This window comes from Pantoea agglomerans (assembly GCF_021397715.1).
GTDB classification, from domain to species: domain Bacteria; phylum Pseudomonadota; class Gammaproteobacteria; order Enterobacterales; family Enterobacteriaceae; genus Pantoea; species Pantoea astica.
This window is the reverse complement of record NZ_CP090207.1, coordinates 2,116,716-2,132,885: the sequence shown is the minus strand read 5'-3', so window position 1 is coordinate 2,132,885 and position 16,170 is coordinate 2,116,716. Positions and strand designations below refer to the sequence as shown.

Genomic DNA, 16,170 nt, shown 5'->3' with positions numbered 1-16,170 from the left:
TTCGCAGTGCGGCCGTCAGGCAACGTTTCCCGTTACTGCGGGAAGGCACACAGCGCCGCAGCGCCAGCCTGTAACGTCGCCTCATCTTTGGCAAAGGAAAGACGGATCAGTTTGTTGTCGGTGCCATCCATATAAAACGCCGACAGCGGGATAGTGGCTACCCGATGATCGACGATAAGACGTTTTACCATTTCGCTGTCCGGTTCGTCACTGAAATGTCCATAACTGGCCAGCATAAAAAAGGAACCGGCGCACGGCAGCAGTTCAAACGGTGAATCCTGCAGCAGCGCAATCAGCCGATCGCGCTTTTGCTGATAAAACGCCGACAGCGACAGATAGTTTTCCGCGTTCTGCAGATATTGCGCGAAGCCGACCTGCATCGGTGTGTCGGCGGCATACATCATAAACTGATGGACTTTCACCAGCTCCGTCATCAGCTCTGCCGGTGCCAGACAGTAGCCGACCCGCCAGCCGGTAACGTGAAAGGTTTTGCCAAACGAAGAGACAATAACGCTGCGCGCCGCCAGCTCCGGATGGGTCGCCATGCCGCAGTGCCTGCGCCCATCAAACAGGATATGTTCATAAACTTCATCAGAGAGCACCACAATGTCCGTGTTACGCGTCAGTGCCGCCAGCTGATTAAGATCCTCTGGCGTCAGCACCTGAGCGCTAGGGTTATGCGGCGTATTGATGATAATCATCCGGGTGCGTGGCGTAATCGCAGCGCGCAACTGCTGCCAGTCAATGGCAAAAGACGGCACCTGAAGTTTAAGGCCAATCGGCTTGCCGCCCTGCAACCGCACCACCGGTGCGTAGCTGTCAAAGGCTGGCTCAAAGAAAATCACCTCATCGCCCGGATGCACCAGCGCGGTAATCGCCATATAGATGCCCTGACTGGCGCTGCCGGTGATCAGCACTTCGCTGGCCGGATCATATTTCTGACCGTAGAGCGTCGCCACCTTGCTGGCTAAGGCTTCACGCAACGCCGGTAAGCCGGTCATCGACGCATACTGATTTTGGCCGTCACGCATCGCCTGACTGACCGCCTCGACCAGCGCCGGATCGCAGGGAAAATTGGGTGCGCCCTGCGACAGGTTAATCGCCTGATGCTGCGCTGAGAGCTGACCGATAACGCTGAAGATGGTGGTGCCAACATCTGGCAACTTTGAGTGGATGGCGACAGGCGTGTTCAGGGACATGATCTCTCCGTCAGAAGCATAGATAAGCGAATACGATAAATAGCTATTCAACGGGCTGTGACTTGAGTCGGCAAGCGAAATGTCGTCATAATAGCCATGATAAAAATGCATAGCTGAGGTTCTCTGTGTCGCGTTCAACCCTGCCGCTTAACGCCATTCACGCTTTTCTGGTGACGGCCCGCCACCTCAATCTGACCCATGCCGCCCGGGAGCTGTGCATAACCCAGGGCGCGGTCAGCCGCAAGATCGCGGCGCTGGAGCACTGGCTCGGCCTGAGTCTGTTTGATCGCCACGCCCGCGGCCTGCGCCTGACGCCGCAGGGCGCGGCGCTGCTGCCTGAATGGCGTCAGGGCTATGAACTGATCGCTCAGGCCGGCGAAAAAGCGCGCCGCACCCAGGCCAGTATTCGCCTTAAAGCGCCAACCTGTGCGATGCGCTGGCTGGTACCACGGCTGATGGCGCTGGAGCAACGGCAGCCGGAGCTGCATGTGGCGCTGACCACCACGCTGGATCATGCTTCTCAGCTTGATAACTTCGACGCCGCTATCGTTTATGGCAAACCCCGCCGTGATGCCATAACGCTGTTTGAGGAGTCGCTGACGCCGGTGATGGCGGCGGGAACGTCGCTACCCGCTTCACCCGCAGAGCTGGCTGGCATGACCTTTTTGCATCCCACCGACGATATGCGCGACTGGCAATGCTGGCTACAGGGACAAGGGATCGCAGTGACGATGCAGCGCAATCAGCACTTTTCCACCATGGATCTGGCAATTAGTGCGGCGATTCAGGGATTTGGCGTGGCGATTGCTGACAGCAATCTGGTGGAGAGTGATATCGCCAGCGGCAGGCTGGTTAAACCCTTCGCTGGCGAGGTAAAAACCGGAGCGGCCTACAGTTTACTGCAGCGGCCGTCCGGAGAAGCGCCGCCGTTACTGGCGGAACTGGTGGCGTGGCTGGTTGAGGATCAGAAGGTCACCCAGTCGCCATTGTCAGCAGGCTTAGCCTGAGCGGTCGCCAGCGCCGGCGCTTTTGGCGCATTCGGCCTCAGCGGTGCGGCGGGCGCAGCCTGGCTCACGTTGCTGGAAAGGCGGAACTTCGCGACTGAGGCCTGTAACGCTTCGGTCTGCAGCGCCAGGGCGCTGGCGGCGGCCGAGACTTCCTCAACCAGCGAGGCGTTTTGCTGCGTCACGCTGTCCATTTCAGTTACGGCGGCCCCAACCTGCGAGATCCCCTTACTCTGCTCTTCCGAGGCGGCAGCGATCTGTTTCATGATCGCATCCACATCCTGCACCGATTTCAGAATGTTATTCATGGTGCCGCCGGTGGTGCCGACCAGCTCGGCCCCTTTTCCGACCCGCTGAACGGAATCTTCAATCAGAGTAGCAATCTCTTTGGCGGCGTTGGCGCTGCGCTGGGCCAGATTACGCACCTCAGAGGCCACTACGGCAAAACCGCGCCCCTGTTCACCGGCACGAGCGGCTTCTACCGCGGCGTTCAGTGCCAGAATGTTGGTCTGGAAGGCGATGCCATTAATCACGTTAGTGATCTCAGCAATTTTCTTCGAACTGCCGGAAATGCCGTTCATGGTGCTGACCACTTCGCTCACCAGCTGGCCGCCCTGTTGTGCGGTCGTGGTGGCGGTTTCCGCCAGCAGGCTCGCCTGACGCGCATTGTCGGCGTTAAATTTCACCGTAGCAGTCAGCTGCTCCATACTGGCCGCGGTCTGCTCCAGCGCCGCCGCCTGCTCTTCGGTACGCGAAGAGAGATCGTTGTTGCCCGCCGAGATTTCTGCCGCGCCGCGCGAGATGTTCTCGGTGCCGCTGCGAATCGCGCTGACCGCTTCACGCAGGCTATCCTGCATGGCACTCAGCAGTGGCACCAGTTTACCGACACAGTTGCGACCAAAATCGGCCACCGGCTGGCTCAGATCGCCGGTGGCGATAGTGGCAAAATGGTTACGGATAGTTTCCAGCGGCCTGACCAGCATCGCCACCAGATAGCGGTCGGTGAACAACAGGATCAGCAGGCCGAGGATCACCGTTACGGTGATAATCATTTTGGTCAGTGCGGTTAAGCGGTCAACTTCAACCCGGGTATGATCCAGTACCTGTGCCGCGCCCTGATTGAATTTTTCAGCGCTGGCACCAAAGGCCCGGCTGAGCTGCGGCGTGACATTATTGGCCTGCTGACGATAGGCATCGGGTGAATCCTGACGGGCGAGTTGCAACTGCGGCGTGACGCCTTCATCCAGCAATTTCTGCCAGCTCTGTACCACGCTGTCGACCACATCCGGGTTCATTGGTCCCGGTGCCAGCTGTTTAAAGGTCGCCAGTTGCTGGGTCATGTTATCCAGCGCCTGCTGTACCGGCGCATAGGCATCATCGGACAGCGTTTTGCCGCCCGCCTTGCTGTCCATCACACGCGACAGACGGGTGATAACGCGGAAATATTGATCGTTGCCTTTACTGAGCACCGTCATTTGCGCGACCAGATGACGGTCAACATCATTCCCTTCGCTCAGCGCGCCGAGAGAATGGATGCTGAATAACCCGACACCGCTCCACAGTAAGCAGAACAGGCCCAGAATGGAGAGCATCACAGCGCGAATGGTGAAATTTTTGAGCATTCCCATACCAAAATCCTATACACGTTGACCCGTAAGTGTCGGGCATAGAAGATCTATCGGCAGTGGATAGTGAAGATGTAACTCTTTTGTTATCTAAAATTTTACAGCGTCTTTAGCGCGGAGTTCTATTAATCTCTTTATTTTTCAGAAAATTATGCGCGAATGGCATTGATAATCCCATTCGCGCAATTTGATGGTTAGCACGCTAATTAAAGTCGCACCATTTTGGTCATCAGCAATCGCAACAGCCGCATTCTGGCGCGCATAAAGTTCTTTTTGAGGACTAAACCACTGCGGCGCTCCTCACCCAGTGACATTGTCACATCTTCGCCGGGGTGCCAGGCTGGCCAGACAACCTCTCCTTCAAGCTGATGCTTATATTCGCTGGCATCGCAGGCGAAGCGGAACCAGTAGTCGCTGACGCGCGCGGCAAATGCCCGATCCTCCTCACTGAAGGGGCGATTTTCACTGGGATCGGGCATCTGACTCAGGGTATTAAGCACGTAGGGCACTTCATTGCCGTGCCAGGTCCCGTCCGGATAGAGATCGCGCGCATTCTCCGAAACATAATCGAACCAGTAACGCCAGCCAGGCATCCCGCTATTATGCTGGGCGCGCATCACCAGCCACGGCACCACGCTGAAGGCCATATCGCGCGCCACCGCACGACCGAGACGCCGATCGTCATGGAGGTCATACATCCACTTGAGCATCCGGTAAAGCACCCGATTTTTATCGCGCAGCTGATGCAGCACGGCGGTGCTATCGACGCCAAAATAGTCCAGCACGCTGGCTTCGTCGCTGTTACTGCCGGCCATTAACGGCAGCCGATGCTGCTTTGCCGCCAGAAAGGTTTTCAGCATCGGCTCAGGCAGCACCGCATCGCCGGAGATCGGCACCGGCTGGATCGCCAGTGAACCCTCCAGCGACCAGAAGGCATCAGCGGGTAAAGCACGCAACGCATCGGCACTGGCATCGGGCGGCAGGCCGAAATGGCGAGCCACCGCCATGCCCTGCTGGCGCGCTTTTTTCAGCGGGGTATCGGGTAAACTGTAGGCGCTCTGGACGATGCCTTTGTGAAACAGCCCTTCCGCCAGCGGCGAACAGCAGAGTGACAGCACGCTGCGCGCGCCGGACGATTCGCCAAACAGGGTGACATTACGGCGGTCGCCGCCAAACGCGGGAATATTACGCTGCACCCACTGCAGCGCGGCGATCTGATCAAGCAGACCAAAATTATTGACCGAACCGGCAACCGGATATTGCGCATCTAATGCCGGATGGGAAAAGAAGCCAAAATGGCCGAGTCGGTAATTGATGGTCACCACCACCGCGCCGCGCGAGGCCAGCGGTTTGCCGCTGTAAGGTGCCAGGCCGCCCGCGCCGATGGTATATCCGCCACCGTGTAACCAGACCATCACCGGCAGCGGGGTAGCTGGTTCAACATCCGGGGTCCAGACATTCAGGTACAGGCAATCCTCACTAAATTCGCCCGGATCGCCGCCCCCTACCGCCCGGCAATAATCACGGTTTTGCCAGCCTGAAGCGGCAAACTGTGTGGCATCACGCACGTTTTGCCACGGGGTTACCGGCTGCGGTGGACGCCAGCGCAGTGCGCCTTCCGGCGCGGCGGCATAAGGTATGCCTTTGAATACGAAAAGGTCGTCATCCATGCATCCACGCAACTCACCCTCTGCCGTCATGATCCGCAGACCTGTTTCGTTTTTCATTCCTGTTTCCCTGTTCAAACGTCTCTCCATTATTTGCAGGCCTTGAGACATTGTCCATGTCCGGAACAGATTTGCAGATTATGCCGAAGGTTGAAGCAAAGCACTGAACAACATTATCAAAAGGTTTGAATAGGCATTCGCCCGTTTTCTGTTTATATTTATTAACGCTTTCCAGAAAGTACCGGCATTGCTACGGTGCGGTAAAACAGGGATGGCAATATAAAAAAAGCCTGCACACAGTTAATTACAACAAATCATATCGGCGTAGCGCGGCGGTTGCGCTGCCACTTATCGCCTTTATAGTTAAATTTAATTTATTATTTTACGCCAGCATCAGGGAACACCCGTCCTACAGCAAACCTTATCTATCGCTTTGCTTATCCAGCTATTTTTAACAGGGTATAACGTTGAGACTGCGCTATTCAGAGTCAGAACGAATGTGCAGATCGATTGCCGATGCGCAGCGGTTAAACGGGACAATCGACGATGGTCCCGTTTATTCCCTTCAGCGTGATCAGTTCATCACACCACATCGCAGCAGCGAACGTTGCTGACGTTGCGCATAAAGCGTCATTTCGTCTGTCACCGCACTGCCGAGCGCTGCTTCAAACGCCGCCCGGCTGGCCTGGCCGGTTGAACGCACCTGCGCGTGATCGCCGAGGTTTGACTGAAAAATGCCCGCTGCGCTGACCGGCAGAAAATCTTCGTAGATAATAGGTTCGGCAATGATGCGTCCTTGCGCGATCAGGCTGTCGAGCGTTTCGCCCCGAGCTGGCGGCGTTGCAATGCCCTTTTCGCTCAGACGATAGTGGAACCACGCCAGCGCCTGCTGCCGCAGCGTCTGTTCATCGTCGGGAAAATCTCGGAACACATCGGCAAGATGCTGCTGATGCTGCTGATTATCCTCGCCGCTACCTGCCTGTTGCAGTAACCGGTCGTACAGCGCCCGTCCCTTCGGGGTCAGCGCTGCGCCGCGCTGCTCGATTTCCCCAAAGCGTGCCGTGTGGCTGCCCTGATGACCGTCTTTAAAGATTATCGCCTCTTCCAGCGCTCTGAAGCTGGTCTGACGTAACAGAATCGGTACCTGACGACGCGGCGGTCCCTCAATCAGGGTTTTGGGTTCGATTCCGCGGGATGGCATCAGTTGCTGAACCCGATCAATATCCAGCGTGCGGGGCGTCAGGTGATTAATATGGCAGCCCGGGAAGCAGACGACGTCAGCAATCAGCCGGTGTTGTTGATTCAGTGCCTGGTAGGTCTGCCTATCAACGCTGCTGTGCGCGTGCCAGCGAAAGGTTTCCAGCGCTTCACTGACAAACTCTGCCGCCTGCTCAGCGGTGAATCCGCCCTGCTGCTGATGCAGTTGCAGCAGTTGCCGGCAGCGCGGTGTGAAAATGTCGCGCGCCGCCAGTATCGCTGCCGCTTTTTCACGTAATGCCACATCATCAATCAGCTCAAGCCGCAGCAGAGAGGTAAAGACACGGAAAGGATTACGCCGCAGCGCAGCGTCATCGACCGGCCGGAAAGCGGTGGAATGCACCGGCACGCCCGCCTGTGAGAGATCGTAATAACCGACCGGAACCATTCCCATCACCGCAAATATCTGCCGCAGCGTGGCAAGTTCGCTGGCGCTACCGACGCGGATAGCGCCGTGACGCTCAATGTTAAGGCGGCTCAGATCATCGGCCGCTGCCAGGCGATCTTTTAGCGCGGGATCGGACTCCAGCGTGCGGTCATTAACCGCCATTACCAGTTGCATCAGCGTGCCGTATTGCGGCACCTCCTGCTGATACATGGCGGACATGGCCTGAGAGAAGCGGGTGCGGATTGCATCCGCACTGAGAAAGTTGTCCATCTGTTCCACCTGACACCGTGAGCGTTGTTGCTAATGTAATGCAACGCGTTGGCGCCAGCGGAAAAAATCACGAATTTGTGATCGGCTTAAAGCCGTAGCGGTTTTTCAGCACCAGCATCAGGGTGGTGATCACAGCGGGAATGGCCAGCAGCAGGAAGATAAAACTAAACGACCAGCCGAGCGACAGCATTTCTGCGCCGACAAAAGCGCTGAGAATGGCACCGACACGGCCGACGCCATGCATCCAGCTGGAACCGGTAGCACGGGCATGGGTCGGATAATAACTGGCAGATAAGGCGTTCATCCCGGTATTGGCCCCGTTGAAGCAGAAGCCGCTACAGAAAGCGATGCCGCTCATGATGCCCACTTCCGCCGGTGAAAAGCCCAGCGCCACAATGAACAGCCCGCCGCAGAAGTAGATAGCGGCCAGCGCGAGGTTGGCATTGAAACGGTCCATCAGCCAGCCGGCAAACAGCGATCCCAGGGTTCCGCCGGCCTGATACATGGCGGTGATAATCGCCGCTTCGGTGACGGACATCCCCAGGGTGTTGATCAGTGACGGCAGCCAGCTGCCGATCAGATAGACCAGAAACAGCCCCATAAAATAGCCGCCCCACAGCATGGTGCTGCCAAACAGATAGCTGCGCGACAGGACGGTGCCGATGGCGCCCCGTGCCGCGATGCTGGCTTCAGGCGCATGAAAGGCGCTGTCCGGCTGGGTGGTGCCCGGCATCATCCGCTCAACAATGGCGTGAATGCGCGCGGCAGGCGCGCCACGGCTGATCAGAAAACGCACCGATTCCGGCAGACCCCGAATCAGAAAAGGCAGGATCAGTAACGGCAGAATCCCGCCGAGCAGCAGGACCGAATGCCAGTTGTAGCGAGGCAACAGCCAGGAGGCCGCAAATCCCCCACTGGCGGCACCAAAGGTGAATCCGCAAAACACCACGGTGATGATGAATGCCCGGCGTCGTTCTGGTGCGTACTCGGCCACCAGCGTCCCGACGTTTGGCATTGCTGCACCCAGCCCCAGCCCGGTAAGAAAGCGGAACAGCATCATCTGTTCGATATTGTGTGACAGCGCCGTTGCCAGCGTCCAGAGACCAAAAAAGAAGACGCTGAGAATAATCATCATCCGGCGACCATAGCGATCGGCCAGCGGCCCCGCGACCATCGCCCCGAGTGCGAGACCAATCAGCGCGGCGCTGATCACCATCCCCAGCTGATGCGTAGTCACGCCCCAGGCGGTTTTGAGCGTAGGCGCAATAAAGCCCATAATCGCGATGTCCATACCATCGAGCGCCACCACAACAAAGCAGAGCGCAATTAACCGCTTTTGCCAGCGACTCAGCGCCTGCTGGTTAATGAGCTGGCGTACATCTACCGCCTCTACGCTGGACAATGAAAACTCCTCTCTGGCACCGGGATGTGACATCAGTTTTAGTAAAAAAAACGGCGCCAATGATAGCCGATCGTTAAGGTTATGACGTCAGATTTTTATATGATATTGAGAATTATTCAACTTTATATCGCTAAGCGGTTGATCTGACACATTCCCGATTTGGACTGCTTTCATCGCATTCTCATATGACACGTTTATTTTCAGCGGTTTACTCCCGAATCCTGTCGCCTTGCCTTATTTGTTAATATAATTTTGCAGCTAAGTTAACAAAATCCATTTTAAAAGGTTGCCTGTTAGCGGTGATTCTCATTAAGTTTGAGAGATGGAAAAAAATATCCTTTTCAATCAGCGCATTCGATTGCGCCATTTACATACCTTTGTTGCGGTCGCGCAGCAAGGCACGCTGGGCCGGGCGGCAGAAACGCTCAGCCTGAGCCAGCCTGCCCTGTCGAAAACCCTGAATGAGCTGGAAGAGCTGACCGGCGTGAGGCTGTTTGAGCGCGGCCGACTCGGCGCGCAGCTGACCACCATGGGAGAGCAGTTCCTGACTCATGCTGTACGGGTACTGGACGCTCTCAACCATGCCGGACAGAGTTTCAATGAGCAGCCTGCCGACCAGCCAGCCATCATCCGGCTCGGTGCGCTCACCACGGCCGCCATGGGGATGCTGCCGCAGATCCTCGATCGCTTTCATCAGATACAACCTAACACCACTATTCAGGTGGCAACCTTACATAATAACGTGCTGTTAGCCGGCTTACGGGCAGGTGAGTTCGACATAGGTATCGGCAGGATGGCAGACAGTGAAATGATGACCGGACTGACCTATGAGCTGCTGTTTCTCGAATCGCTGAAGCTGGTGGTGCGGCCCGAACACCCGCTTCTGAGTGACAACGTCACGCTCTCACGAGCGATGCAGTGGCCGGTTGTGATCTCACCCGAAGGCACCGCGCCCCGCCGTATTGCTCAGCAAATGCTGGACGAACAGGGCTGTTCACTGCCACCGCACTGTATCGAGACCTCTTCTACCTCACTGGCGCGCCAGCTGGCGCTGCGTTACGACTATATCTGGTTTGTGCCATCCGGCGCGATTAAGGAAGATCTTAACCACAACGCCGTCTGCGCCCTGCCGATTAACTCATCCGGGCCGGGCGAGCCGGTCGGCATTATTACCCGCACCGGCAGTCAGCTCAGCCTGAGCGCCGAAGTGCTGATGTCTACCATGCGCAAATTCCACAGCTAGCGGCTGCGTTTGGCGTGCCGCTCGCGGTTATCCAGCCGCGCTTTATCGGTCTTGCGCAGCCCGACATAGAGCGCGCCGGCACCGCCATGCTGCGCCTGGGCGACGCAAAAAGTCTGCACATCCTCAAACTGGGTCAGCCAGCGCGCCAGATAGCTGCGCACAATATTGGCGTGCGACTCATCCTCCCGGCCTTTGCCATGGATGATCAGCAGATTGCGTAATCCCTGCTTATGCGCCTGCACCATAAAGTTAAACAGCGCCTGACGACAGGTTTCGACCGGCTGACGCAACAGGTTGAGGCTGGCATCCAGCCGATACTCGCCTTTCCGCAGTTTATCCAGCACGCCCTGCTGGATACCATCCGCCTTATACTCCAGCGGCGTGTTCAGCGGCACGATATCCAGATAGCCACGGGTCAGGAAATTCTCCTGTTCGGGATCGCTCGGCGGATGGCGCGGCGCTTTGGTGGAAGGTGATTTCAGCCACAAGGTGCTGGTGGTGTCTTTTAACGGAGTGACATCTCCCATGGCGTCTCGAAAAAGATCGTTATCATCAAGGTTCATGGTTTTCTCACACCTGATTAAAATTGATGGAGGGCAAAACAGGCTCAGTCTGAAAGCGTAGCAAAAGCTGACGACACTGCGCTAATCCTCTTTTTCGCTGCTGCCGGGCAGATTAAATCCCGGTAGCAGATCATAAAAGCGGCAACTTTTCGTGACAGTGAGAGGATGCGTCATTCTGAGAGCCCCGTCACATCTGCGTTTAGCGCCCTGTTGCACATCCATACTTTTTGTAAGCCTAAAACTGCTCGGATGAGTTCCCTTCAGCACAAAAAATGTTAAAATTGACCCCAGTCAATAATCGTCGAGCAAACCATTATGATCCCTGAAAAACGCAGCATTCGTCGTATTCAGTCGGGCGGTTGTGCCATTCACTGCCAGGATTGCAGCATCAGTCAGCTCTGCATCCCCTTTACGCTAAATGAACATGAGCTGGATCAGCTCGACAATATCATTGAGCGTAAAAAACCGATTCAGAAAGGGCAAACCCTTTTTAAAGCGGGTGACGATCTCAAATCGCTCTACGCCATTCGTTCCGGCACCATTAAAAGCTACACCATCACCGAACAGGGTGATGAGCAGATCACCGGTTTCCATCTGGCCGGGGATTTAGTCGGCTTTGATGCCATTATGGGTGCCAGCCATCCGAGCTTTGCTCAGGCACTGGAAACGGCGATGGTGTGCGAAATTCCGTTTGAAACGCTGGATGATCTGTCAGGCAAAATGCCGGCCCTGCGTCAGCAGATGATGCGACTGATGAGCGGTGAGATCAAAGGCGATCAGGACATGATTTTACTGCTGTCGAAGAAAAATGCTGAAGAGCGTCTGGCTGCGTTTATCTGGAATCTGTCACGCCGCTTTGGTCAGCGTGGTTTTTCCCAGCGTGAATTTCGTCTCACCATGACCCGTGGTGATATCGGTAACTATCTGGGCTTAACGGTAGAAACTATCAGCCGTCTGCTGGGCCGCTTCCAGAAATCAGGCATGCTGGCGGTTAAGGGTAAATACATTACCATTGAGAACCACGCCTTACTGGAAGAGTTAGCGGGTCAGAGCCATCAGGCTGCCTGATACCGGGCCGGATCAATAATTGTTATTTTATTGATCCGGCAGTAACTTTTTCACTTCTTCCGCTGTGCAACATAGGCTATCTTTAATCCAGTCGCTCTGGTTTAAGGAGAGTTCCTCATGTCCCAGTACCAAAATATTCTGGTCGCGATCGATGCCCAGCAAGACGACCAGCCTGCGCTGCGGCGTGCGGTCTATCTGAATCAATTCATCGGCGGCAAAATCAAAGCCTTTTTGCCCATCTATGATTTCTCCTACGAAATGACCACCCTGCTTTCGCCTGATGAACGCGCCTCGATGCGTCAGGGCGTGATCAGTCAGCGCACCGAGTGGATTCGCGAGCAGGCGCACGCCTATCTGGATGCCGGTGTTGAGATTGAAATTAAAGTGATCTGGCATAACCGCCCCTACGAAGCGATTATTCAGGAAGTATTGGCCCATCAGCATGATTTAGTGCTGAAAATGGCGCATCAGCACGACCGGCTGGAATCGGTTATTTTTACCCCGACCGACTGGCACCTGTTGCGGAAATGCCCGTGTCCGGTGTGGATGGTAAAAGACCAGCCGTGGCCGGAAGGCGGTAAAGCGATTGTGGCGGTCAACCTTGCCAGTGAAGAACCCCATCACGATGGCCTGAATCAGAAGCTGATCCGTGAAACGGTCAAGCTGGCGGAAACCGTGAATCACACCGAAGTGCATCTGGTGGGTGCCTACCCCATTACGCCCATCAATATCGCTATCGAACTGCCCGATTTTGATCCCAGCGTCTACAACGACGCCATCCGCGGCCAGCACCTGGTGGCAATGAAAGCGCTTCGGCAGAAATTCTCCATTGGTGAAGAGTTCACCCATGTGGCTAAAGGGTTACCTGAGGAAGTCATTCCCGATCTGGCCGTGCATCTGGGTGCGGGCGTGGTGGTGTTAGGGACTATCGGACGGACCGGCCTGTCTGCCGCTTTCCTCGGCAATACGGCGGAACAGGTGATTGATCATCTGCGTTGCGATCTGCTGGCGATCAAACCTGACGACTTCAAATCGCCAATCGATCTGGATGATGAAGAGGATGAGGAGGATTAACCCTCTTCAGAAAAGAATCGGGCGGCTTATCAGCCGCCCTTTTTTATTACAGCGCTTTCAGAATCGCTTCGACACTGGCTTTGGCATCACCAAACAGCATCTGGGTGTTCTCTTTGAAGAACAGCGGGTTCTGTACTCCGGCATAACCGGTATTCATTGAACGTTTAAAGACGATAACGTTGTGGGCTTTCCACACTTCCAGTACCGGCATACCAGCGATCGGGCTGCGTGGATCGTCCTGCGCGGCAGGATTCACCGTATCGTTAGCGCCAATCACCAGCACGGTATCGGTTTCGCTGAAGTCATCGTTGATTTCATCCATCTCCAGCACCACGTCATAGGGCACTTTGGCTTCCGCCAGCAGCACGTTCATGTGTCCCGGTAAACGCCCCGCCACCGGATGGATGCCAAAACGGACCTTGATCCCCAGCGCACGCAGCCGGGCAGTGATTTCGGCAACCGGATACTGCGCCTGCGCCACCGCCATCCCGTAGCCGGGCGTGATGATCACCGAAGAGGAGGCTTTCAGCATCTCAGCCGTTTCTTCCGCACTGATCTCACGGTGCTCACCTGCCGCTTCGCTCTCATCGCTGCTGCCAGATTCGGTGCCAAAACCGCCGGCAATCACGCTGATAAAGGAACGGTTCATCGCCTTACACATAATGTAAGAGAGGATCGCACCGGATGAGCCAACCAGCGCACCGGTGACGATCAGCAGATCGTTGCTGAGCATAAAGCCCGCGGCGGCAGCGGCCCAGCCGGAGTATGAGTTGAGCATCGACACCACCACCGGCATATCCGCTCCGCCGATAGAAGCCACCAGATGCCAGCCAAACGCCAGCGCAATCAGCGTCATCAGCAGCAGCGCGAACACCTGTGCCACGGTACTCTCGGTGTTAACAAACCACAGCAGCAGCAGGAACGACACCACCAGCGCCAGCAGATTGAGCTTGTGGCGATGCGGCAGTGCCAGCGGCCGGGAGGAGATCTTACCGCACAGCTTGCCGAACGCCACCAGCGAGCCGGTAAAGGTCACCGCACCGATAAAGATGCCGATAAAGACTTCGCTCAGATGGATATTTTCCAGCACCGCTGGCAGCCCAGGAGCATGGTCGATGTAGCTGTTGATGCCCACCAGTACCGCCGCCAGACCGACAAAGCTGTGCAGAATCGCCACCAGCTCCGGCATTTCGGTCATTTCGACTTTCTTCGCCAGACGTACACCAATCGCGCCGCCGATCACCATCGCCAGCAGGATCCACACCACGTTGCCGCTGTCGGGGCCAAAAATGGTCGCCACCAGCGCAATCGCCATGCCGCTGATACCGAAAAGATTGCCCTGCTTTGAGGTCTCATGTCGGGAGAGACCGGCGAGGCTACAAATAAACAGAATCGCAGCGACAATATAGGCTGCAGTTACTAATCCGCCAGACATGAATTACCCCTTACGAAACATTTTCAGCATGCGCTGGGTGACGGTAAAGCCACCAAAGATATTGATGCTGGCAATCAGCACGGCAATAAAGGAGATGAACGTGACCCAGCCACCGTGCCCCATCTGCAGCACGGCACCGATAACGATAATGCCGGAGATGGCATTGGTTACCGACATCAGCGGCGTATGCAGCGCATGGCTGACGTTCCAGACCACGTAGTAGCCGACCACGCAGGAGAGCGCGAAGACGGTGAAGTGCGACAGGAAATCAGCGGGCGCGACGTTGGCGAGGCAGCCGAACAGTACAATCGCCAGCGCAATCAGCAGATATTTCCGCCACGGTGAGACCGGTTTCGCCTCCACTTTTTGCACATTCTTAGCCGCAGCAGGTGCCGCCTGGGGTGCCGCCGACACCTGAATGGGCGGTGCTGGCCAGGTGACTTCGCCTTCGCGGATCACCGTGACGCCGCGCACCACAACGTCGTCAAAGTCGACCGTAATATTGCCATCTTTCTCTTTGCACAACAGCTTCATCAGGTTCACCAGATTGGTGCCGTAGAGCTGGGATGACTGGGTCGGCAAGCGGCTGGGCAGATCGGTATAGCCGATAATTTTCACGCCGTTCGGGGTAACGGTCACCTGGTTGGCTACGGTCAGCGCGCAGTTGCCGCCGTTTTGCGCCGCCAGATCGACAATGACGCTGCCCGGCTTCATGCTGGCCACCATCTCTTCGGTAATCAGCTTCGGTGCCGGTTTGCCAGGGATCAGCGCGGTGGTCACGATAATGTCCACCTCTCTGGCCTGGCTGGCGAACAGCGCCATCTCGGCCTTGATAAACGCCTCAGACATGACTTTGGCGTAACCATCACCGCTGCCTGCTTCCTCTTCGAAATCGAGTTCGAGGAATTCGGCGCCCATGCTTTGCACCTGCTCCTTAACTTCCGGTCGGGTATCAAACGCCCGGACAATTGCGCCGAGGCTGCCCGCCGCGCCGATTGCAGCCAGGCCGGCAACACCCGCACCAATCACCATCACTTTCGCCGGTGGCACTTTCCCTGCCGCCGTGATCTGACCGGTAAAGAAGCGGCCAAACTGGTGTGCCGCCTCAACGATCGCGCGATAACCGGCAATGTTGGCCATCGAGCTCAGGGCATCCAGTGACTGCGCGCGTGAGATACGTGGCACGGAGTCCATCGCCATCACCGTGACGCGGCGTGCCGCCAGTTTTTCCAGCAATGCCAGATTCTGTGCCGGCCAGATAAAGCTCACCAGCGTACTGCCTTCCCGCGTGAGCGCAATTTCCTCATCGTCCGGCGCGTTCACTTTGAACACGATATCGGACTGCCAGACCTGCTGGCTGTCGCTGAGGGTTGCGCCCGCTGCGACGTAGCTGTCGTCATCGAAACTGGCGCCCAGGCCAGCGTCATGCTCCACAGTGACGCTAAAACCCAGCTTGATCAGTTGCCCGACGGTCTGCGGCGTAGCGGCTACGCGTGACTCGTTGAGCAATCGTTCTTTGGGTATTCCAATTAACATAGTGTTTCCTTTCATCGGTTAAAGGATGATGGCCTGAAGCCCGCACGTCATCAGCGCAACTGAAACGCTGTTTCAGCTGCTTATGAATGAAATGCACTTATTTCAAAGTATTTATAACCTACTGAAAATGTGACAACCGATCCAGTTCGGCCTGGCAGAGTAGAGACATTCACCCAATTATTCAGTGTTAAAGATAAAAACCCGTGTTATCCCACTACTAAAGTGCGTCATCAGCAGATAATCTGCTATGCATAATCGTGTCAGGGCGCAGATCCGGTTAATAAAAACCTTTATTTAACAATGCATTAACTGTTATAGCACTATCACTTACCGGATTTAGCGATAAGCCGCCCCTTAATCGGGCCGTAAACGTCATTCGTGACAATCAGATGAATAAAGCCCGGTTGAATAACGCGATCTGACACAAAAAATCGCTGCG

At 56.0% G+C, this 16,170-nt stretch carries 12 protein-coding genes; 4 read left to right on the top strand and 8 right to left on the bottom strand.

Annotation, left to right across the window (positions count from 1 at the left end):
• Positions 1 to 32: 32 nt before the first annotated feature.
• Positions 33 to 1,199: a methionine aminotransferase gene (locus tag LZU96_RS10125; protein WP_233984233.1), complete on the bottom strand. Its 1,167-nt coding sequence runs from the start codon at positions 1,197 to 1,199 to the stop codon at positions 33 to 35.
• 125 nt (positions 1,200 to 1,324) lie between these two features.
• Here LZU96_RS10125 and LZU96_RS10120 point away from each other — a divergent pair, with 125 nt between their 5' ends.
• Positions 1,325 to 2,206: a LysR substrate-binding domain-containing protein gene (locus LZU96_RS10120; protein WP_233984232.1), complete on the top strand. Its 882-nt coding sequence runs from the start codon at positions 1,325 to 1,327 to the stop codon at positions 2,204 to 2,206.
• Here the strand turns inward: LZU96_RS10120 and LZU96_RS10115 are convergent.
• The 4 genes from LZU96_RS10115 to LZU96_RS10100 form a co-directional block, all read right to left on the bottom strand.
• Positions 2,164 to 3,831 carry a methyl-accepting chemotaxis protein gene (locus LZU96_RS10115; RefSeq protein WP_233984231.1) on the bottom strand — a complete coding sequence of 556 codons (1,668 nt, stop codon included), beginning with the start codon at positions 3,829 to 3,831 and terminating at the stop codon, positions 2,164 to 2,166. The two genes, LZU96_RS10120 and LZU96_RS10115, sit on opposite strands and share 43 nt — an antisense overlap.
• A 203-nt stretch (positions 3,832 to 4,034) precedes the next feature.
• Positions 4,035 to 5,555, bottom strand: coding sequence for a carboxylesterase/lipase family protein (locus LZU96_RS10110; RefSeq protein ID WP_233984230.1), 1,521 nt, complete (start codon positions 5,553 to 5,555; stop codon positions 4,035 to 4,037).
• A gap of 514 nt (positions 5,556 to 6,069) precedes the next feature.
• Positions 6,070 to 7,410, bottom strand: a complete 1,341-nt coding sequence (locus LZU96_RS10105) for a VOC family protein (protein ID WP_233984229.1) — start codon at positions 7,408 to 7,410, stop codon at positions 6,070 to 6,072.
• Positions 7,411 to 7,477: 67 nt separating this feature from the next.
• Positions 7,478 to 8,812: an MFS transporter gene (locus LZU96_RS10100; RefSeq protein WP_233984228.1), complete on the bottom strand. Its 1,335-nt coding sequence runs from the start codon at positions 8,810 to 8,812 to the stop codon at positions 7,478 to 7,480.
• 322 nt (positions 8,813 to 9,134) lie between these two features.
• Between LZU96_RS10100 and LZU96_RS10095 the strand changes: the two genes are divergently transcribed.
• Positions 9,135 to 10,055, top strand: coding sequence for a LysR substrate-binding domain-containing protein (locus LZU96_RS10095; RefSeq protein WP_233984227.1), 921 nt, complete (start codon positions 9,135 to 9,137; stop codon positions 10,053 to 10,055).
• Here LZU96_RS10095 and smrA read toward each other — a convergent pair.
• Positions 10,052 to 10,618 carry a DNA endonuclease SmrA gene (gene smrA, locus LZU96_RS10090; RefSeq protein ID WP_233984226.1) on the bottom strand — a complete coding sequence of 189 codons (567 nt, stop codon included), beginning with the start codon at positions 10,616 to 10,618 and terminating at the stop codon, positions 10,052 to 10,054. The two genes, LZU96_RS10095 and smrA, sit on opposite strands and share 4 nt — an antisense overlap.
• A 315-nt stretch (positions 10,619 to 10,933) precedes the next feature.
• Here smrA and LZU96_RS10085 point away from each other — a divergent pair, with 315 nt between their 5' ends.
• A complete protein-coding gene (locus tag LZU96_RS10085; protein ID WP_094119513.1) occupies positions 10,934 to 11,686 on the top strand; it encodes an FNR family transcription factor in 753 nt (250 codons plus the stop codon).
• 117 nt (positions 11,687 to 11,803) lie between these two features.
• The gene (uspE, locus tag LZU96_RS10080) at positions 11,804 to 12,760 is read left to right on the top strand and encodes a universal stress protein UspE (RefSeq protein ID WP_159859383.1); all 957 of its coding nucleotides are present in this window, start codon (positions 11,804 to 11,806) and stop codon (positions 12,758 to 12,760) included.
• Positions 12,761 to 12,806: 46 nt separating this feature from the next.
• Here the strand turns inward: uspE and pntB are convergent, their stop codons facing one another.
• Both pntB and pntA read right to left on the bottom strand, forming a co-directional pair.
• Positions 12,807 to 14,195 carry a Re/Si-specific NAD(P)(+) transhydrogenase subunit beta gene (pntB, locus tag LZU96_RS10075; RefSeq protein WP_233984225.1) on the bottom strand — a complete coding sequence of 463 codons (1,389 nt, stop codon included), beginning with the start codon at positions 14,193 to 14,195 and terminating at the stop codon, positions 12,807 to 12,809.
• A 3-nt stretch (positions 14,196 to 14,198) separates the two neighbouring features.
• The gene (pntA, locus tag LZU96_RS10070) at positions 14,199 to 15,731 is read right to left on the bottom strand and encodes a Re/Si-specific NAD(P)(+) transhydrogenase subunit alpha (protein ID WP_233984224.1); all 1,533 of its coding nucleotides are present in this window, start codon (positions 15,729 to 15,731) and stop codon (positions 14,199 to 14,201) included.
• Between the last annotated feature and the right edge of the window lie 439 nt (positions 15,732 to 16,170).